General features: G+C 57.0%; 19 protein-coding genes and 1 tRNA gene. 9 read left to right on the top strand and 11 right to left on the bottom strand.

The window, feature by feature from the left end; genetic code table 11:
• Nucleotides 1–14: 14 nt before the first annotated feature.
• Nucleotides 15–356 carry a DUF2147 domain-containing protein gene (locus ACTJKL_RS13725; RefSeq protein ID WP_018094582.1) on the bottom strand — a complete coding sequence of 114 codons (342 nt, stop codon included), beginning with the start codon at nucleotides 354–356 and terminating at the stop codon, nucleotides 15–17.
• A gap of 591 nt (nucleotides 357–947) precedes the next feature.
• Here ACTJKL_RS13725 and ACTJKL_RS13720 point away from each other — a divergent pair.
• Nucleotides 948–1214: a sel1 repeat family protein gene (locus ACTJKL_RS13720; RefSeq protein ID WP_100672044.1), complete on the top strand. Its 267-nt coding sequence runs from the start codon at nucleotides 948–950 to the stop codon at nucleotides 1212–1214.
• Between the two features lie 21 nt (nucleotides 1215–1235).
• On the opposite strand, the gene ACTJKL_RS13715 is transcribed toward ACTJKL_RS13720, so the two are convergent.
• Nucleotides 1236–2357, bottom strand: coding sequence for a pyridoxal phosphate-dependent aminotransferase (locus ACTJKL_RS13715; protein WP_440853102.1), 1122 nt, complete (start codon nucleotides 2355–2357; stop codon nucleotides 1236–1238).
• Between the two features lie 261 nt (nucleotides 2358–2618).
• Here ACTJKL_RS13715 and ACTJKL_RS13710 point away from each other — a divergent pair.
• The 3 genes from ACTJKL_RS13710 (at nucleotide 2619) to ACTJKL_RS13700 (ending at nucleotide 5581) form a co-directional block, all read left to right on the top strand.
• Nucleotides 2619–2708 (top strand) — tRNA-Ser (locus ACTJKL_RS13710).
• A gap of 94 nt (nucleotides 2709–2802) precedes the next feature.
• Complete coding sequence (locus ACTJKL_RS13705) at nucleotides 2803–4632, top strand: DUF6538 domain-containing protein (protein WP_440853101.1); 1830 nt, start codon at nucleotides 2803–2805, stop codon at nucleotides 4630–4632.
• Nucleotides 4633–4690: 58 nt separating this feature from the next.
• Nucleotides 4691–5581 (top strand): hypothetical protein, encoded by an 891-nt coding sequence (locus tag ACTJKL_RS13700; protein WP_440853100.1) that lies wholly within the window; start codon nucleotides 4691–4693, stop codon nucleotides 5579–5581.
• Between the two features lie 192 nt (nucleotides 5582–5773).
• Here ACTJKL_RS13700 and ACTJKL_RS13695 read toward each other — a convergent pair whose 3' ends face one another.
• The 3 genes from ACTJKL_RS13695 to ACTJKL_RS13685 form a co-directional block, all read right to left on the bottom strand.
• Complete coding sequence (locus ACTJKL_RS13695) at nucleotides 5774–6514, bottom strand: hypothetical protein (protein ID WP_440853099.1); 741 nt, start codon at nucleotides 6512–6514, stop codon at nucleotides 5774–5776.
• An 83-nt stretch (nucleotides 6515–6597) separates the two neighbouring features.
• On the bottom strand, nucleotides 6598–7191 hold the full coding sequence (locus ACTJKL_RS13690) for an SLATT domain-containing protein (protein ID WP_440853098.1): 594 nt from the start codon (nucleotides 7189–7191) through the stop codon (nucleotides 6598–6600).
• Nucleotides 7169–8050, bottom strand: a complete 882-nt coding sequence (locus ACTJKL_RS13685) for an SMODS domain-containing nucleotidyltransferase (protein ID WP_440853097.1) — start codon at nucleotides 8048–8050, stop codon at nucleotides 7169–7171. The genes ACTJKL_RS13690 and ACTJKL_RS13685 overlap by 23 nt, the downstream gene beginning before the upstream one ends.
• Before the next feature lie 281 nt (nucleotides 8051–8331).
• On the opposite strand from ACTJKL_RS13685, the gene ACTJKL_RS13680 reads away from it, so the two are divergent.
• Entirely contained in the window at nucleotides 8332–8886 is a 555-nt protein-coding gene (locus ACTJKL_RS13680) for a recombinase family protein (RefSeq protein WP_440853096.1), read from the top strand.
• Here ACTJKL_RS13680 and ACTJKL_RS13675 read toward each other — a convergent pair.
• On the bottom strand, nucleotides 8883–10253 hold the full coding sequence (locus ACTJKL_RS13675; RefSeq protein ID WP_440853095.1) for a KAP family P-loop NTPase fold protein: 1371 nt from the start codon (nucleotides 10251–10253) through the stop codon (nucleotides 8883–8885). The two genes, ACTJKL_RS13680 and ACTJKL_RS13675, sit on opposite strands and share 4 nt — an antisense overlap.
• Nucleotides 10254–10629: 376 nt before the next feature.
• On the opposite strand from ACTJKL_RS13675, the gene ACTJKL_RS13670 reads away from it, so the two are divergent.
• From ACTJKL_RS13670 to ACTJKL_RS13660, 3 genes are all read left to right on the top strand, one after another.
• Nucleotides 10630–11268 carry a hypothetical protein gene (locus ACTJKL_RS13670; protein WP_440853094.1) on the top strand — a complete coding sequence of 213 codons (639 nt, stop codon included), beginning with the start codon at nucleotides 10630–10632 and terminating at the stop codon, nucleotides 11266–11268.
• A gap of 279 nt (nucleotides 11269–11547) precedes the next feature.
• The gene (locus ACTJKL_RS13665) at nucleotides 11548–12000 is read left to right on the top strand and encodes a hypothetical protein (RefSeq protein ID WP_440853093.1); all 453 of its coding nucleotides are present in this window, start codon (nucleotides 11548–11550) and stop codon (nucleotides 11998–12000) included.
• Nucleotides 12001–12158: 158 nt separating this feature from the next.
• Nucleotides 12159–12524, top strand: coding sequence for a hypothetical protein (locus tag ACTJKL_RS13660; RefSeq protein WP_440853092.1), 366 nt, complete (start codon nucleotides 12159–12161; stop codon nucleotides 12522–12524).
• 649 nt (nucleotides 12525–13173) lie between these two features.
• Here ACTJKL_RS13660 and ACTJKL_RS13655 read toward each other — a convergent pair.
• The 3 genes from ACTJKL_RS13655 to ACTJKL_RS13645 all read right to left on the bottom strand — a co-directional run bounded on the left by ACTJKL_RS13655 (nucleotide 13174) and on the right by ACTJKL_RS13645 (nucleotide 15504).
• Entirely contained in the window at nucleotides 13174–14739 is a 1566-nt protein-coding gene (locus ACTJKL_RS13655; protein ID WP_440853091.1) for a hypothetical protein, read from the bottom strand.
• A 181-nt stretch (nucleotides 14740–14920) separates the two neighbouring features.
• Nucleotides 14921–15253: a type II toxin-antitoxin system HicB family antitoxin gene (locus ACTJKL_RS13650; protein WP_324763120.1), complete on the bottom strand. Its 333-nt coding sequence runs from the start codon at nucleotides 15251–15253 to the stop codon at nucleotides 14921–14923.
• The gene (locus ACTJKL_RS13645; protein WP_440853090.1) at nucleotides 15250–15504 is read right to left on the bottom strand and encodes a type II toxin-antitoxin system HicA family toxin; all 255 of its coding nucleotides are present in this window, start codon (nucleotides 15502–15504) and stop codon (nucleotides 15250–15252) included. The genes ACTJKL_RS13650 and ACTJKL_RS13645 overlap by 4 nt, the downstream gene beginning before the upstream one ends.
• 959 nt (nucleotides 15505–16463) lie before the next feature.
• Here ACTJKL_RS13645 and ACTJKL_RS13640 point away from each other — a divergent pair.
• Nucleotides 16464–17486 (top strand): porin, encoded by a 1023-nt coding sequence (locus tag ACTJKL_RS13640; RefSeq protein ID WP_275596558.1) that lies wholly within the window; start codon nucleotides 16464–16466, stop codon nucleotides 17484–17486.
• A gap of 105 nt (nucleotides 17487–17591) precedes the next feature.
• Here ACTJKL_RS13640 and ACTJKL_RS13635 read toward each other — a convergent pair whose 3' ends face one another.
• On the bottom strand, nucleotides 17592–18458 hold the full coding sequence (locus ACTJKL_RS13635; RefSeq protein ID WP_440853089.1) for a tyrosine-type recombinase/integrase: 867 nt from the start codon (nucleotides 18456–18458) through the stop codon (nucleotides 17592–17594).
• A gap of 220 nt (nucleotides 18459–18678) precedes the next feature.
• The coding region (locus tag ACTJKL_RS13630) for a transposase (protein ID WP_440853088.1) at nucleotides 18679–18974 on the bottom strand (296 nt) is incomplete at its 5' end.

Raw genomic sequence — 18974 nt, 5'->3', positions numbered from 1 at the left:
CTTGCTGCGGAGGCTTAAAGACGCGTCCAGGTTTGCGATTTGCAAAGCACCTTCAGCACGCAGCCCCGCATCTTCAGCAGATTGCCGTCCACCGACCCCGTACCGCTATAGGTCTTGTCGCTTTCGGGATCGGTGACCACGCCGCTATAGCTGCCGCCGGTTCCGGACAGCGAACCGACACGCTTGCCCGCGTGCTTGCCCGTCTTCAGCGTGACGCAGAAGGCTGTGCCGCAAGCCGCGATTTCCGCGGTGGAGCCGCTCGCCGTCTTCCACTTGCCGAGGATCGGTTCGGCAGCGTGGACCGGGGCGGCTGCTGCAAAGCCAAGCGCTGCTGCGACGAGCAATGTGCGAATCATGCAATTTCCTCCGAAGTCGGCAGGCTCTTCGGTCCTGCCGCGTGCTTGTTCCCTGTGGAGCGCGAACTCTTGCTGCCGCACGGGCTATCGGGCGGATGAAGATCACTCCGGCACAGACAGTATATTACGCGTACGTAAAGGTAAATATCCGGGCGTTGCCCTGCCTTCCAAGGGGCTTCTTGCGCGCGCGGCGGCACCGTCCTTGAAAGAGCAGTTGTTCTCATGGTTAGCGTTCGGTTGAAATCCGAACGTGAAATTTTCGTAAAATTCGAGGCGAATGCGTGCCTTTGCAGGGCCTGCGATGCTTAACGAAAACCCAAGTTTACCAAGCATTTGCACTTTGTTTGCGTCAAATTAAGCATGGATTTTAAGCGGCCATTGAAGGCCGTCAGGCATATTCACATCCATAAGACGAGCGGCGAAACAAGCCGCCGACCAACCGGAAAGCGACGCTGCAGAAGACGGCGCGATTTCCCGGAAAGCCCGCCAAGAGGCTCGATGAAACAGGGACCAGGAATACCAGCTGAAGCCGGGCTCGCCCCCACGGGCGGGCCGCTTCGCTCAAACGAAGAAAAGACAGGGACAAGAAAAATGGCACTCTTTAACATTGAGATCGTTTCGGATGACGCCATCGGCGGCGGCAACCGCGCCGACGTTCTGTGCGAGATGGGCCTCGCCTATGCGACGGGCCGCGGCAGGCCCGTGGATCTGGTAGCCGCGCACAAGTGGCTGAACATCGCCGCGATCAGGGGCTCGGACCGTGCGGCCGACCTGCGAGCCGACCTCGCGGCCACGATGAGCAAGGCGGATCTCGCCGCCGCGCTGCGCGCAGCACGCGAATGGATGACGATGCACTGATGCGTGGCGGTTGCCGCCGGTTCAGGTGGCAGCCAAACTCCTGATCACCTCCGGAAGCGCGGCCGCAAGAAGATCGAGTTCGGTTTCGGGCGCAGTGCTGATGCGGATACAGCGGTTGAGCGGCGCGACCCCGGGCATGCGGATGAAAATGCCATGATCGCTCATCAGCCGATCGACGATCGCCCGCGCATAGGCCGCATCCTTTCCACAGTCGACAGCCACGAAATTCGTGGCTGAGGGAAGAGGGACGAGGCCGTTGTCGGCAGCGATCCGGCCGATCCTCTCCCGTGAATTCGCGATCTTGCGCGTGACTTCCTTCAAGTATTCCTTGTCGGCCAGTGCGGCAATCGCTGCCGACACGCTGATTCGGCTCATTCCGAAATGATTGCGGATCTTGTCGAAGGCCTGAGCCGTCCCGGGCGTCGACAGCGCGTAACCGACGCGGGCCCCGGCCAGTCCGTAGGCCTTCGAAAAGGTGCGCGTGCGTATGACGTTAGGCCTGTCGATCAGGCTCTCGATCGAAGGAATTGCCTCCCGCGGCGCCGTTTCACAATAGGCTTCGTCCAGCACGAGGAGTGTCGTTTCCGGCAGAGCGTCCGCAAAGGCGATCACGCGTTCGGCGGGCCACCAGCTGCCCATCGGATTATCGGGGTTGGCGAGATAGACGAGCGCCGCATTCTCGCGCTTCGCGGCGGCGAGCAATCCATCGATATCCTCCCGATCGCCGGCATAGGGGACCGTGACCAGCCGTCCACCATGTCCTGCGACATGATAGTTGAAGGTCGGATAGCCTCCGAGTGAGGTCACGACCGGCATGCCCGGTTCCACGACGAGGCGCACGATCTGCCCGAGCAGGCCGTCGACTCCCTCTCCGATCGCGATATTGGCGGCTGGGACACGAAGATGGCCGGCGAGCGCCTGCTTCAGATCGTGATTCTCGGGATCGGAATATTTCCAGCTCTCATCGGCCGCCTGACGAATGGCCAGCAACACGGATGGTGCCGGGCCGAACCCGCTCTCATTGGCGCCGATGCGCGCCGCGACCTCGCGGCCGTGCTGACGCTCGAGCGCCTCAGGGCCAACGAAGGGGACGGTAGCCGGCAGGGATTGGACGAGTGGCGTGAAGCGTGAGAATGCGGACATGTTGGTAAAACGTACTCCGTTCGGAAATGCCGGCGGAACTTATCGCATAAGAAGGCGAAGCGGAATCGATGCGATGAAGAATCGGTAGAAGAACAGCCGCCTCGAAGGGGCTTCTCCCAGCTCTTAGTCCCGGGCAACACGATTTCACCATATCCCGATCGGGTGGTGACCGCGCCGAAGCGGATGAAAATGGGATGATTTCCCGAAATTCGACAAAAAAATCTTGCATTGGAAACGCGGTGACACTAGTCAGGCGCTAACGGAGAGGTGGCCGAGTGGTCGAAGGCGCTCCCCTGCTAAGGGAGTATACCGGAAACGGTATCGAGGGTTCGAATCCCTTCTTCTCCGCCATTTCCCTCTAAAAACCCCCAGAAACGCTGGATTTCGGCCTTTAGGCGAAAGGTTTTGTCGTCAACTGCAACACAATCGTGCTACACGCACGGGCATGGACGACATGGCAAAACCACCGGGCCTCATGCAGCGTGGCCGCGTTTGGTATCTTCGCATAAGGGTTCCAACGGACCTTGTTGACCGGTTCGGGCGGCGCGAAATCCCCATCAGTCTCAAAACCGGCGACTACAAAGCGGCGCTGGGCTTGTTTCACATTGAAATGGCTAAGCTCCAAGCCGAGTTTGCCGAAATACGGCGTCGGCGTGATTTGGTCCTCGGTGTGGCTGCCTCAGACGTGCCGCAGGATGTCTTAAAGGTCAGCGAGGAAGAGGCTGTTGCCATTGCGCGTGCCTTGGTGATGGAGCGCATCTCTGATCCGGAAAGCAAGCGGACCGCGCGGGAATATCCCCCGGAGGCAGTTTCCGATGTTCGTGAGGAGATGAGCGGCGACATTGGCGATTTGCTTGATCCGGAGAGCCTTGCCGCCGATCAGCGTGTTCACGCAGCCACGCTGAGTGCGTTGCGCCGATACGGCTACAGCGTGCGGGATCATCAGCGCGTGGATGCGCAACTGTTGCAAATGGTTCGTCGCGCTCTTGCGGCGGCGGGCCGCATCGAATTGGCGCGGTTTGACGGTGACTTTTCTGACGATCCGCGAGATGCAGCCTTTATTGGCTTGTGCGAGGACGATGCGGCGCGGGTAGCGGATGCCCAAAAACCAAAGGTTTCGTTAGCGTCAGCCATCGCTCTGTTCTGGGATCGGGTGATTTCCCTTGAACCGAAGGCGGCGAAAACGGAAGCCAAGTACCGAGCGATCTTCGAGGTCATTAAGCGCTTTTTCGGAGCCGACACCCCAATCGCGGCTATCACGCGCGAGCGATGCTTCGCGTTCCGCGACGCGGTGGCCAAACTGCCACCGAACTACGCGAAGAAGAAGGGTGCGCCGTCCGCCGACGCGAGCATAGATGAGATCATCGAATATGCTCGCCAGAACGGCCTCCCGGCGATGTCTTATGGCACACAGGCGATCTATGTTGCATTGATGGTGCGGCTCTTCACATGGGCCAGCAACGAGAAGATGACCAAAGACCTTGTGGTGACCGACATCAAGCCGCGCGGCAAACGACCTGCCAAGCACGAGTTGCGCGGAACTTTCACCCCTGAACAACTCGCGGCCATATTCAATGCGCCGATCTATCGCGGGTGCAAGGACGACGAGCGCGGATTTGCAACCCCCGGACCAAACATCGTCAAGAGAAGCCGATACTGGGTGCCCCTGTTGGGCCTCTTTACCGGTATGCGCGAAGGTGAAATCCTTAGCCTAACGGCGGACAACGTCCGCGTCAGCGAAAAAGGTACGCATTACCTCGATCTCAGTAAACGTCAGGGTAAGAACGCCTACAGTAGACGTGAGGTGCCGTTGCATTCAGCTTTGCTGAAGGCTGGTTTCTTAACTTTCGTGGAAGAGCAGCGGAAATCAAAGAGCCGCGCCCTGTTCCCAGACGTTCAAAAAGGCGCTGACGGCACGCAGACGGTGATCTTCTCGAAGCGCTTCGGCACCTTCCTGAAGGCGTGTGGGATCAAGGACATCGACACCGCGACCTGCTTTCATATGTTTCGGCACACACTGAAGGATGGGCTTGATCGCGGGCAAGTGCCTGAGAATTATGCCGAAGCCATTCAAGGCTGGTCCCGCGCCATGAAAACAAGCCGGTCATATGGGCAGGGCTTCGAGGCCGACACACTGAAGCCTTGGATTGAGAAACTAGTGCTGCCGAAGTTCGATCTTTCGCATATCACTGGGGACTTGAGAGCGAGCCACGATGCCAATCTGGCAAAGGTACGTCATCGGAAGCGCTTGACCAATCACTCTGGCTCCCTCTAGCCGCTTCGCCTTATCCAGCGTACCTTCGTCGCCGGAAGGTTGCAGCGTGGGATCGGGTATGGATAGGGTTGAATTTGTTGTCGATGATTTCAAAGCCGCTACGGGCTTCGCCAAGTCGTTACCAAAGAAGGTCAAGGAAGCTCGCTTCATATTAGACCCACGGACGCGCGCTCCATACAGATGGACCCCGGATCATGTTGTTATTGCCCGTATTCAGGGGCGCAGCGTGGCTATGGCCGACGCGATTTATTCGGAAGAAAGTCCCGTTGCGAACGTTAGCATCGTCGCTCTGCCCGAACATGGGGGCTACGCGGTTCGATGCTTGCGGCACTTGATGCGGAAGTTCCCTGTGGACTGCTGGGAGGCGACCTTTCGTTCTCCGACGGATGCGACAATTGCTATCGCTAGGCGATTTTACGACTTCGCATATGATCAGAAGGCGTGGCAAATGTGTCAGGAATTGGCTTCGTCTTTTGGTGAGGGAGCAAGGTATGCGCCTACACCCTTGTTAGCGACTGAACGCAATATCAAGCGAATTGGCTTGCGGAAGCTGGCCGATCTGGACGCACACGGACGGGCGCAAATTCTTCGATTGGCGCGATTGCCCACCGACGGCAAGCTGGTTGCCCCCAATGGCACACCCCTCTACCACTCTGATGCGGTCGCAATGGCATTCGACTTGTTGAATATTCCAATTCGGACCCGCCAATACGTCACACGTTTTCACGCCGCAATGAACATGGCGAAGACCGCGAGGACGCTTCCCGATCCGGACGGGATGAGCCGCGTCCTCGACATGCAAGCCGTTCCGAATTTTATTGTGCAAGTCGAGGCGGCGCTTGCTGCCCTGCCAAGTGACGCACGATCCGGCTACTTCAATGAAAGCGCATCAAGCATGGCATTCAACATGCGCGTTCGCGACTTCTGGACGCAGAGAAGCCTTGCATAGGCGGGATAGCTGCACGAGATCAAACGATGAAGACCCATTGTTCTCTCCGTTGGCGGTAAGGGACAAAGATGGGCCGACCGAGGGGAAAACGGTCGTTTCGCTAATGAGCTCGGCAAACATCATGCCTGCAACCTGTTGCACGCGCGAACGAGGATTGATCCCGTACATACGCGAGCGAGCTTTTTGCGTGCGTCAAACGAGGCATATTCGAAACGATGAATGGGTGAACGCACTGGCGGCTTGGAAATACGGTTCGTAATGAGCAATTCGGTGATGCAGCGCCGCTGCAAGGCCATTTGCTTTTTGCACCCGGTCGGCAGGTAATCGTTCTCTGACCAGCGCTTTGAACCAGTAGCTGTCTCGCTCGTCTAACGTATATCGCGGGTCCTTTATGTAGAAGATCGCATCGAGAATTTGTGCCCGGTCATCGGTGGAGCTAAGCGCTCCCATCTTCCGACCAAAAAAATACTCAACGGATGCCGTTCCCTCTTTAATTTCGGTGTTATCGGAGATAATCAGAACGCGTAGTTGCCCGTCCTTCGGCACGAATTTCTCATACTCCTCGAATTTCTTCTCGGCTTTTCGTACTGATTTCATGACTTGGTTCATCATGAAGTCGGTCATCATTTTTGTGGCGCCTTCCGGATCGGGTAGCTGCCTAATCACCGCCTTCAAATTCATTCTGCCGGCCGCCCAGAATGGTGTGCCTTGCTGGGCGGCGATTTCTTGCAGCTTCTCGTAAAATTGAGATTGATCGACAACGTTCCGTGATTTCCTTTCGATGGCGATTTCACCATTGAGGATCAAATGGTCTGGGGCCTTGTGTTGCTTGCCATTACCAAGGTGGTTGTGCTGATCTGGGATTGATTGGTCTGGAAACAAATCCTCAATCGACATTCTCACAACGTCATCTACTGAGGTTAGGTTTGTCATCTATTGAACTCTTCTATTCGAGACGCGCCACACATCGCCATTGTTTGTGAAGTGCAGCTTCGCCTCGCCTTTTTCGCCTGCGCTCACTTCCGCCCTGACCGTCTCAGGCTTGCAGGTAGCATCACGTCAATCTCATGCTCGGTGAAGGTTAGGTCCTCATTGTTTTTCAGCGCGTCCTGCGCTTTGCCGTAAGCCTTCCCGTCTGTGTGTGGCGCTGCGTGATAAATTTTATGTAGCGCCGCCTGCAAACCATCCCGCCGTTCACGAAGTGCGGCTAGGTCTGAGCCCTGATCCAATATATCCGTGATGAGGCTTAGGTAGGCCTCCCGAATGTTCCAGATGTCCGATCCAGCTTCACGATGGCGCTGTGCAAGTGCGCCGGGGTCCAAATCCTTTAAATACGCATTGAAAATAAGGCTGAGGACCGAAAGAAAGGCGGTGGCGTAGCCTGCGTACTCTTCCCACGCAGACCCCTCGGCGAAGACCACACTGACCGCACCGCCCGTAATCAACGATGACAGAATAATGTTAGCCCATTTCCCACGCTTGTGCCGGGTATGAAGCCGTTCTGCCATCTTCTCATGCGTCTTGTGCGTGTATGCACATCGCCCGTAGCACTCCCGAATTTGGCTTTCGAGTGCATAGCGTTCCGGTTCAAGTTGGGAATGTTGGGCCAAAGACCGACCTCCATTTAGCTCGGCGCAGATGGCCTTCCTCCTCTTTTTGAAGACCGCAAGCCGCAACGGCGATGTTGTAATCCGTGAGGGCCTTCGACTGAAAGTTGCCCTTCTTCCAAACGTAGGAACCACTGCCGGGCATGCGCCAGTAGGTCTTACTCTTGTCCTGATCGGCAAGATATTTCAAAAAGTCGCGGGCCATGTAGTCGTGGTACAGGAACGACTTGTCCCGGTATCCCCACGTCTCGATGAACTGATAGGCCAGCGTGTCGATCAATGCACCTGAAATGGGTGCGTCGTTGTGATCCCGCCATACCCGCATCATCCGGCACAAGTGCTTCAGGTTTCGGTTGGTAGCGAGGTTGCGAGTATGGATTGCATCGATCTCGGCACGTGGGTTGCAAGTCTGCCAACTCCCGCCATTGTTCGCGTTTGGATATGTCCACGTGCCAGCTTGATTGTTAAAAACTGGTAGCACCTCGAACGTGATGCCATCGTTGAAGTTAATGACTACGACTTGGCCGTCGCCGGCAACCTCGGATGTTGAGTAGGTTTTCTTAATTGAGTTCCTTACCGCCTGAAGGAGTGCGGACTGACCGTTCGAGACATAGGCGTTGTATTGCGCGTATAACCCCGGCGGTAGGACGTACGCCACATCCAAGTCACTAACACCTTTTGCGGCGGTATCGCGACCGTATGAACCGACATACAGGCTATTGGCCGTATCATTCGATAATGAACGGAAGTCCCAGTTTAGCTGACCTGTGATCCGCTTGTAGCGGTAGGAAATGGAAGAGATTTTATCCTTTCCAATATTGTACCCATCTTTAAATTCCGCAAATTCTTCCGCTACTCCCAATGTGTCCCCTCCGGAAATTTAGAACAATATAGGAACACATGGTGGCGACTGCAACGGACGCGGCCTGCGATCCACTGAAATGTCGCGGGCAATTCTAGGATGGTGTGGCCCTCTAGGCAGCGACTTCAAATCGGCAGACCTGCTTCCTTTCTCGTCCCGCATGGCCTTGCCCGAGTGAGACGGCATCCACGCATTTAGCTCCTGTCTCAATGAACTTACCTCTTGCGTTTTTGAGACAGTTTCTCATTATGTGTAAAAACATATGAGAAACAGAGGGTTAAATGTTAATCGGCTACGCGAGAACTTCCACGGCGGAGCAGGAGGCAGGGCTTCAGGCTCAAATCCGCGACCTTGATGCAACGGGTTGCACCAAAATTTTCAGCGAACAGATTTCGTCGGTAGGTGAGCGGCAGCAGTTGAAGGCGGCGATGGAGTTCGTCCGGGAGGGCGATACGCTGTGCGTGACGAAGCTCGACCGGCTGGCGCGTTCAACGGCGCACCTGCTTTCACTTGTTGAGCAGTTAGAGAAGAAAGGCGTGGCGCTGCGGATACTGGATTTCGGCGGTGGCGCGGTGGACACGAAATCACCGTCCGGCAAGATGCTGCTGACGGTCTTCGCTGCGATGGCCGAGTTCGAGCGTAGCATCATGCTTGTTCGGCAACGGGAAGGGATCGCTGCGGCCAGGGCGGCTGGCAAATATAAGGGCCGGGCACCTACGGCGCGGCGAAAGGAAAAGGAAATCCTTGCGTTGAAAGAGGCTGGCGTCGGAGCGAGTGAGATCGCTCGGCAACTCGGGATCGGACGCGCGTCGGTTTACCGTATTCTCGCTGCCTAGCGTGAAGGAGGAGACAAGCGGTCGATAACGTTATTTGCGGTGTAGCGTATGACATCGCTCCGGTCGCGAATATGGTACTGAACCCGAAGTTCCCTGCCAAAGTCCGACAGATGGTCGGGAACGGTGTCACTTAGCAGATAGGTCCACCACATCTCCTCCCAGCCCATTTTTTGGTCGGCGTCTTCTTCTGGCGCAAATCTCAGGAAGGCCTTCACTTCGGGGAGCGTGAGGACACCGCGCTTCGCCTTCCGGAATAGGTCCGGTCTAGATAACTTCATCATGACCAGCCCTCCCATGACGCCTCCGAGTTGGAGGTGGTTACTCGGGGTGAATGAGACCGCCAACGCCAGCACTGTAAATGCCCGTTCGAGGGTGCGGAAACTCATCCCGTCATATCGGATTATGCGAATAATGGTCTCAATGGCGGGCTGCAAAGGGCTATTCGAACCGCTTCGCAGTCCCAGTTCTTTGACGAGGAAATCTGCATATTTATTGAAGTCACTCGGTTGGTGCTTTTGCTCGAACTCCACGTTGGAAATCGTCAAATTGATGAATTTCTGAAGATAGGCGGAGGCGTCGATGTCGCTGCCATATGCAAAGCGAACCGACCCTTCCAGTTGCCGGAGATGGGTGCCGAGCACGAAGTGCACGTTGGGGACCGACATGAAGTGCTTGATACGTTCGAGCAGCGCCAATGCAAAAAGCGGTTTGCATCGGTCCAATTCATCGATGATGTAGATCAGCGGTCTTTGCTTCTCTCCCTCGGTTGCCGGGGCGAGGAGGGAGGGGAGTGCCGTCAACGCATCTCGGAAACTCTCCACCGTCTCTTTCTGCTTTCGCGGCCGGTCTAAAAGCTGGTTCATATATGCTTCTGCCATTGTCTCGGCCTCGGAGGTGAGGTCCTCTGCAACTTCTTTTACGTCCTCCGCTTTCAGTATTCCGGCTGTCGCTGCTCGAACCGCAGCCTTAGTGCCCACCTTGGCCGCTCCTCGGAGCAACAATGAGCCCAGATTGACTGCCTTCTCTCGAAAAGATTGTGCAGCCTTGTTTCCGACGGAAGTTTTATCCTCCGCCAGTTCCACCAGTTCACGCGCCAAAGCGGCGAACGCATCTTCGACGTAATCGTTCTCAAACGCATCGAACAAGACTACGGGAAATCCGACTTTTCGCAGTTCCCCCGCCCACATCCTGAGGAAGGTTGTCTTCCCGGACCCCCAAGCGCCGTCAAATGCGATAACGAGCGGGTCCTCCACCGTGCTGACAAGATTGCTCATACCGCCGGCAAGTTGCGCGCGACCGAAAAGGTCCTTTTCCGCCGAGAAGCCTTCCTCATCGCCTATTTGCATTGGTTTCGGATATATCTTCATGCTTGCCCCCGACGAACAGCGCACGCGCAAATTGCCAGTGTCACTCGACGCCTGCAAGCGCAATTCCTTTGACAATTCAAACAATTCACGCCAAATAACAGGTGAAGCAGTACGTGCTGCTTCGGGGCGTAGTAACCCCTCATGACTAGGCTGGTGCCGCCGATACGGCACCACTCTTCGACCTGTAGGGTCGGGGAGCCTGCGGCGTATGCAACAGGTTCTCCGGAACTAAAGGCCGTGGGGCCGTGTCATGCGGTTACTAACTCCCCGATCACCAAAGGATCGAAGGGGCAACTTCGCGGGGACGTACCGCGATGACCACCCCATTGGGGGCAGGACTTTGTTCACGACATTCGAAGCGAGAGGCGGTCGTTGGTTGGAACTGGTGCACCGTGTTGCACCAGCATCGGTAGCATTGTTCATGGGGATGACGGCTACGCTTGGCGCTGGTGGGACGGCTTCTGCTGCCGATTTCGGCAAGTGGCAAGTCAAGCTCTATACCGATCCCATGAATGATAGCAGCATCGCTTTGGTGATGATCCAATCCGAAGCCGGGGACGTGACCCTCGGCCTGAACTGCCGGAAAGATACCGGTGATGTTGGGATCGTGTGGAGGCGGTTTCTCGGCGGGGAGGAAGTCAACGGCGAGGAGTGGAAAGACATCACCTACCGGGTCGATCAGAACCAACCCATCGTGGCTACTTGGAAAGTCATGCCAGACCGCACGACGGTGCGCGCCTTCACCCCTGAAGGCTTCGTCAGAGAGATACGCGACAGTAGCCGTCTCGTCATGCAGGTCGAGCCCTATCAAGAAATGCCGCTCACGGTCGTGTTTGAAACCAAAGGGCTGAGAGATGCTTTGCTTGCGACCACCCCGGAATGCGATTGGTTCGTCCGTGACATTCTCTGGAACAAGCATCTGGAACAGGCCAAGAAGGACCAGCCAAAACAGGTCTCCAAACCGGTCGATCCCATCCCATTTCAGAAATGGACAGAGGACGCCGCTACCAAATGACAGAAACCCTCTTCGGGCATCCGGCAACGCGTTTCCCCTCGCGGGCTCAGAATTGATCAGTACGCGCCGGCGGAAGGGTTGGCGGCTGTCCGGTAGCAGGCAACAAGCCAAGCGCACTGGACAACGGTCTCTGAAGGTCCGTGCCGCTCTCCATCTTTCCGGGCATCAGAAGCCTGAAATCGTCGCAGCGCTCGCGGCTCAGGTCGCGGCTGTCATGGCCTTCCTTGCGCCCGTTTCCGCGCAAGCGATCAACGTCGAGGCGATGGAGGGTGCTGCGGAATGAAAGGCTTGCGCAAATGGGTGTGGGGCACGACGCCGGTTTATAACGGCTTCACCTTCGAAGAGAGGGTGCGCGGCTGGCAACTAATCATGTTTATGATTGACAACGGCTGGGCGGGGCGCGGTGCAACATGTTGCATCTCCGGGCAGACAGAGCAACTGAGATTACATAGCGAGAATTACTATTCTTGGGAGCCCCACACCCTCAATCACTCCATACACATGGCCTTGCATCGACGTTTCAAAGAACCGGATCAATGGCGGCGCATTGTGGACCGATACGCGGTCACAGGCGAAGAATGGTTCGCCCGGCTGTCTCTAGTGCCGGTTGATCTCGCGGGTGAGCTACGGGCCCGCCATGGCCCCGAAGTTGCAGACATCTTCAGTCGCGCGCCAATCCCCGAAGGCGTCGCAGTTCCCTTTGATCAGATTTATCGTGGTGAGGGCATGTAGATGAGCATCAACGTGCTTGCAGGTGATTGGAGCCGGGAACGGCTTGCATGTCCGAAGAGGCGAAATTCGAGACCGCACTCTGCCGCCCTGAACCCGTCCGGCAACGGCTCCCGATCTCGTGCCGGTGTGCGCATTTCAGTCGGTGGCGGAGACAAAAAATGAGAATACGCGCTCTTATTCTTGCGACACTTGCGTTGACCGGCTGCATCGCCGTCGATCCGATCCTGCCCAGCGCCGACGGCTACGACGCAATCGAGTTCACCCGCGTGACCTTGGTGCGCGACCATGCTTTGAACATGTACACGTTTCCGGCTGGGCGCCGGTTCATAGCGGATAGAAGGGCGAGAGACGGGAGCAGCCTCTACTGCGGTCTGTTGACAATCAATGGTGACCCGAGGCCATTCGACGCCTGTATTGGCTTCGAAGCACCAAATACCCTCGTTCTCGCCCCGGGAGTACCTTTGAAGGAAGTGCGCAGGCCCCAACCCGAAGGCGTGGTCAAAAGGATAAAAGCGAAGATCTAGGGAAGCTGTAAAATTGCTCTTAGCCAGGGACGCGATACGGCTCCCCCCACTCGCGGCTTGGGCGCGGCGTGACAAGTCCGCCGCGTCATAACGAAGCCTCAAATTCTCGACGGTCTCGTCCTCTAGCCCCTTTTGTTCCAAAGCGGTCGAGTACTTACGTCTCTGAGAAGGTCCCTCTCTCTGGCTACATAGTCTTCGGTCACCTCCCACCGGACAAAAACGCTTAGGCCTTCACAAAGCGCTGCATTGATTTTTGCGTTCGTCCTGCACTTTTGAAGCTGACCGCCAGCAAAGGGGTGACGGGGCGAGACGTTGCCGTACTGCGCAGAGAGCCGATTGCGTAGGTTTGCAGCACGCCCGATATAGACGAGGCTGTCACCGATGGAAATTCTGTAGATGCCCGGCTGCGGTGGTGCATCGATCTTGAACGAGCAATAGCCCACGTCGTGTTCTGGACTGAGGAAATACGACTTTGGGTTCCTGAAGCGATCCTGGGGGCGCAGGTTCAGGGTTGCCAGTATTTGTTGCTGTCCCGTCGTAACTATGGAGCCGTTCAACGTCGGGGTTTTCACTTTCTCCCTGACTTGCGGCATTCCGATGGTCCTGCAACATGTTGCAACAGATACAATCTCGCTTACTCGATAAAGACCTAAGTGATTGTTTCTTCTCCATCGCGGCGAAGGCCTAGACGCCGCTCAATGGCTCGGATGAAAGTCGGACGCTTGCCCAGCCCTTCGTGAGGATCGGAGAAATCTGGTAGCAGGTCCGCTAGATCGGGATATTCGCCAGTCCGTGTTTGCACCACGTTGCAGTACTCAACGATGTTGCGCATAGCGTTCACGTAATCACGAGAAAGGCTGGGAGCGTTGAAGGCAAGTTTCGCCCAGAGTTGGGCGACATATCTGCTAGTTTCTTCTTCGCCGTCCTTCCAGATGTAACCCCGTCGCCAGTGGTGGAGGCTCCTTATCGTTTCGCGAACCCTTTCTAGTCCGCCTGCTCGCTCGGTTGGTGCCAGTTCTATAGCTTGTAGGATGTGGTTAGTTGCCCGGATGTCCGGCATCCAGTCAATGCCCTCCCCATTCCCATAGCCGTCATGACCGAGGAAATTGATCCCCGCAGGTGAGGTGATGATGCACTCCTTTGGAGCCTTCAGTCCCAGAGGCCCACATTCGTGGTCCCTTGCGCGACCTACAAGGTAGCTGTCGGCCGCCCGCACACTGTCTAAAGCACGTCCGAGGATCAGAATGTTATCCGCGTAGGACACTACACGGACATCATCGGGCATCCCCATAAGAAGGTCTGCCGCAAGAACTTCGGCGGCGACAGGTGAGGCAGCGCTCCCTTGTGCCAGTAAGCCTCTGGGGGGAAGAGGCGCATCATCAACTGAGGTAGAATGAGCATCAGACGAACCGGGAGACCCGTGTCTATACCCGATGACATTCATCACCACCGAACCCGGTAGTGGCCTCAGCAACTTCGCAAGCCCTTGGAGGTTCACGTTCGGATAGAATTGCTCGATGTCCCGTTCTATCGCGTAAATGAACCCTTGCCGGGCATGCTCATCAACCGCCTCTAAGGCGGCTTTGACACCGCCATTTATCGTGAAATGCCGTCCCGTGGGAAGAGGGAACATCGCCTTGATGAGGTCCGCCACCATGCATTGCAGCGCATGCTTTCCCGGGCCAAACGCATATATGGTTCGGCGTCGCTTGTGTGGGGCGGGTTGATGCGTCCTTGCTGTCACGGCTTCAGAGAAATGATAGGTAGCCGTCATTCTTGCGGCCACCTCACGCATCGCGTCGGGCGGATAGCTCGCGAGCAGCTTTTTCGCTCGAACGCTCTTAAGCAGATAGAGCAACTTCAGATTTTCGTCGCTGAGAAACTGGCGAATGAGGAAGCGTCGTTTAACCCGGTTCGCAGTGTTCTCGATCCGCGCCAGAAGGGCGTCCCGGCGTTCTCTGTGGCTAAGGACTTCCTCAACGAAGCTGCGGTGATCGTCGCGGTAGTTGTTAAAGGCGTAAGGCGGCTGGGTCATGCAGACCGTGTAGAACGAACAACGGCCCTTGACCAGAACATGCAGCCGTTGCAACGCGCTGCAAACTGCCTTAACGGTGCTACACGTAACTGCAACACAAACGACGCAGTTTGGCGACCACAGATCGCGGTTTTCCGGGCTCTCTGAGGAATTGATGGCGTTTCCCTTCTTCTCCGCCATACAGTCCTTGAGTGGGCACTGAGTTTCCGCCACTTCCCGCCGCAAGGCCTATGTAGCAGCCGGGACTTCGGTCCCATGATGCGAGCCTCGCCTTCGCCAACCTCGAAGCGTGTTCTGTCTCCTTCAAACAGGCCAACCGTTTAGTTCGGCCCGATGCGCGCTCCTACGCGCAGCATTGCCGTTATTCAGCGGCCTCCCTGATGGTTCCGACGATCCATTCATTCAGGCTCTTGCCCGCGGCTGCGGCAGCAATGACTGCTGCGGCATGTTCGTCAGGGGTGAGGCGGACATTGAACTTGCCAGAGAACTTCCGGCGAGGCTCAATACCCTTTTCCCTGCACATTTCGAGATAGACGGCCAGCGACTTGCGGCCTTCCTCAATCAGATCGTGGACGCTCTCGGCATAGAAGTCGGCCCCGCCATTCAGGGCGACAAACTCGCCGCGCAGCATCTGAATCTCGGGATCGAAGGCGATGACCGCCTTCTCGCCATTGATTTCAACGACATTGTTCATGGCTTTACTCCGTGTTCGTCCAGCCATTTACGGATGCTGGCAACCGCACCTTTATCCGTATCCGGTGAAGGATGCGGGCGATGAAAGACGCGCACTTCGCCGAACAGGAACACGCCTGTCCGCGAACCTTCCCGCTCGCTGACCTCCGCCCCGAGGGCTACAAACAGCGCCTCTATGTCGGCCCAGCGGATCGAGCCGCTGACCGGGCGGGCGAAGATCAGTTCCAGCGTGGCTCTGTGACGCTTTTTCATGGGATGTCCAGTACCATTTTCTGGTACCGTTTTCAAGTTCGATTTCGACCCCGTCGTCGGGCTATCCGGTATCAGGGCGAGCAGTTCATCAAGCAGGTCGTCCGAGGTCGTACCCGGCCGGCCTGCCGGGGAATGGTCACGGAAAGCCCAGCAATTTCTCGATCTGACTGGCACCAACCAGCAGAGCCAGCTTGTCGCCCTGCTCAAGTCAGCGCAGCCGATGCAATCATAGAAAGTGTGTTCATAGGTGAGGGCGGATATAGGGCTATAGAGCGAACGTGGTGATCATCACCATCGGTCGCGGCCAGTTTCCCTTCGGGGGCAAATCTCCCTTGTCTAAAGCGATTGACGGTACCCCCGGCGTCGGGGATGCGGCATGCGTCGCCTCGACGGCACTCACGGTCATGGAGCTCAATTTTAAAACTCCGGGTAAAGAGTGGAGCCGGCGCAGCTATTCCGATTGCGCTCGTGAGTGCTTCTCGATTCGCGAATCCCTGTGCGCTGATTCTTCCGTGAATCGGCCGGGAAGCGGCCCGACTTCGATGCGCGGGCCCGGGATCGACGCGTCGATGGCTCTCGAAAAGATAGGACTTGGGCAGGGGCTTCGCCCGGTTTCGACCCCCTTTCCGGCCATTTTTTGCCCCTTTCCGACACAGATCACAGCCCGACATCCTGCGCTAACCCCTCGTCGCTAAAGGATTTTCTTAACGCTCTGTTAATTTCCTCGGGCCGTCTGGGGCGATTTTGTGTCGTTTCAGCAACAGGGATCAGGGAAGGGCAGGGCAAAGGAGTCGATCTGGTAAGTTGGTCGTTGCGCGCCCCACCCGGTTTTGTATTTTCAACTCCGGAAGCAAGGGCGGTTGATCGTCCGACTTCTTGAACATTGGGGATGGGGCAGGGAACGCTGTCCTTCAGCAAAAAACCCAGACCCGTTTTAAACTTTTGACTGGAGGTCAGAAATGAACATCAAGAGCCTTCTTCTCGGCTCCGCTGCTGCTCTCGCAGCAGTCTCCGGCGCTCAGGCTGCAGACGCGATTGTCGCTGCCGAGCCGGAGCCCATGGAATATGTCCGCGTCTGCGACGCTTTCGGCACGGGCTACTTCTACATCCCCGGCACGGAAACCTGCCTCAAGATCAGCGGCTTCATCCGCGTTCAGGGCACTTTTGGTCGTGACGAAGTGACCAGCCGCTACGATTCCGGCAACGGTACGTCGGACTGGGACATGTTCTCCCGCGCTTACATCGCGTTCGACTCGAAGAGCGACACCGAATACGGCACGCTCACCGGCTTCTTCGCTGCTGAGTTCAACGCCGACAACGACACCGACGAAGGCGACAGCTTCATCGACGTCGACGAAGCCTACATCCAGCTCGGCGGCTTCAAGGCCGGCTTCTTCTACAGCTGGTGGGATAAGGGTCTGAACGGCGAAACCGACACGCTCGGCAACTTCACCGAATTCAACTCGCTCGCTTACATCTACGATGGCGGCACCTTCCAGGCAGGTATCTCGGTCGACGAACTCGAAGGCGCAACGACTAAGGACAACGGTGTCGGCGTTACCGGTATCGTCTCCGCTACGCTCGGTGGCGTTGCTTTCGACTTGCTCGGCAGCTACGACACGGAAGCCGAAGAAGGCGCGATCCGTGCCCTGCTTTCCGCAGACCTCGGCCCGGGCACGTTCCAGATCGCTGGTATCTGGGCATCCGAAACGAACGCCTACTGGGATGACTCCGAGTGGACCGTTGCTGCGTCCTACCGCTTCAACGTGAACGACAAGTTCGCCATCACCCCTGGCGCTCAGTACTTCGGTAACGTGAACGAGAACAACAACTTCGGCAACGACGATGCATGGCGCGTTGGTATCACGACCGACTACCAGATCACCGAAGGTCTCGCCACTCGCTTCACGATCAACTACGAAGATCAGGACAATGGCGACGAAGAAGTCTTCGGCTTCCTCCGCCTGCAGCGTGACTTCTAATCTGACCTGACCTCGGTCAGTGGAAGGAAAGCCCGGCTCAAAGCCGGGCTTTCTCTTTTTGGGACAGTATTGTGAGTGCCGCGCTACTGCGGCGCGTTCCGCGATTTACTTGAGGTGCCGTTCCAGGACAGGCACGCACATATCGAGGTCGTGGGAGGCGAGATGGGCGTAGCGCATCGTCATCTCGAGCGTCTGGTGGCCAAGCCACATCTGAACCCGTCTAAGATCGATCCCGCCTCTGACCAGGCGTGAGGCGCAGGTATGCCGCAGGATGTGCGGAACGACGTCTTCTTCGTCACCGAGGCGCGCATCCACCTTTGCAGCGTTCCAGACGGCGCGATACTTCTGCTGATCAATTCTCGAAAAGGGCCCCGGGGCTCTGTCGGCACATTTCTTCAGGGCGTCCTTTGCCCTCAAGGTGAGCGGGACCGTACGGCTGCGGCCCGATTTGGTGACCCAGAATGTCGCCCGGCCCTCATGGATGTCGTTCCATTTGAGAGCGATGGCCTCGCCCAGGCGCGCACCCGTATCCACCAGGAATATCGAGAGATAAAGGTATAGTTCAGACCGGCTCGCGATCTCCCGGAAGAGCAGTTCCTCCTCGTCTGCCTCCAGAAAGCGCAGGCGCCCCGCCTTCTCCTTCTGGCGCTTGAACTCCGGTAGATTGTGTACATCCCCCATCTTGTACGCTTTCCGCAGCAGCTTTCGCAGCGCCGCCATCTTCCGGTTGATGGTCGCGTTGCTGTTGCCGCGCTTTCGCAGCGCACCGATGAGGCCGTCGAGCATCTCCTGCGAGAAGACGGAGAAACGCTTGCCGAGCAGAATCTCGTCCAGCTCTCCGACGAAGGCCTTCACATTGTATTTGTGCTTGCCTTCGTCCCACAGGATGTCGGCATAGCGCTGAAGCAATTCGGCGAGCGTGGCTTTGCAAGTGTTTTTTGCAGATTTTTTGATCGGATCGCTTGCTTCCATATGTTCGGCCTTTCGGTGTGGCCGCACAGGGCCACTGGCCAAGATGGTTTCCGCAACGCCTGTGCCAAACAGTGCAACGGCCTTGGAAGGCCATTGGGATGAGCGGCGTGTCAAGCGTCTTGGGAATCGATTGATCGCACCATCTGCTTGTTCTCTTGCAAGTTCACAGCATCAGCCGGACACGGGCGGCTTTGTGTTGCGCGCCCATGGCGGCCAATCTCTATGCGGCCTGCGGCTGCTCTTCCATCCTCCGATAGGTTTGGCCGCTTACCATCAGCTTCCAGGCGATCCGGGCGATCTTGTTGGCGAGCGCCACGGCAACAAGCTTAGGCTTTTTGCGTTGCAGCAGTCCGGTGAGCCATTGCGAGGCATGCCGGCTTCGGCCGGCTCTGACCTGTTGAAGAAGAGAGGTCGCCCCAACCACCAGAACGCTTCGCAGCATCTCGTCGCCGGCACGGGTGATCACCCCAAGCCTCGTCTTGCCAGCGGTCGAATGATCCTTGGGCGTCAGTCCCA

Source organism: Sinorhizobium sp. 22678, assembly GCF_052044265.1.
Taxonomy (GTDB): domain Bacteria; phylum Pseudomonadota; class Alphaproteobacteria; order Rhizobiales; family Rhizobiaceae; genus Sinorhizobium; species Sinorhizobium meliloti_A.
This window is presented reverse-complemented; position numbering and strand designations above follow the sequence as displayed.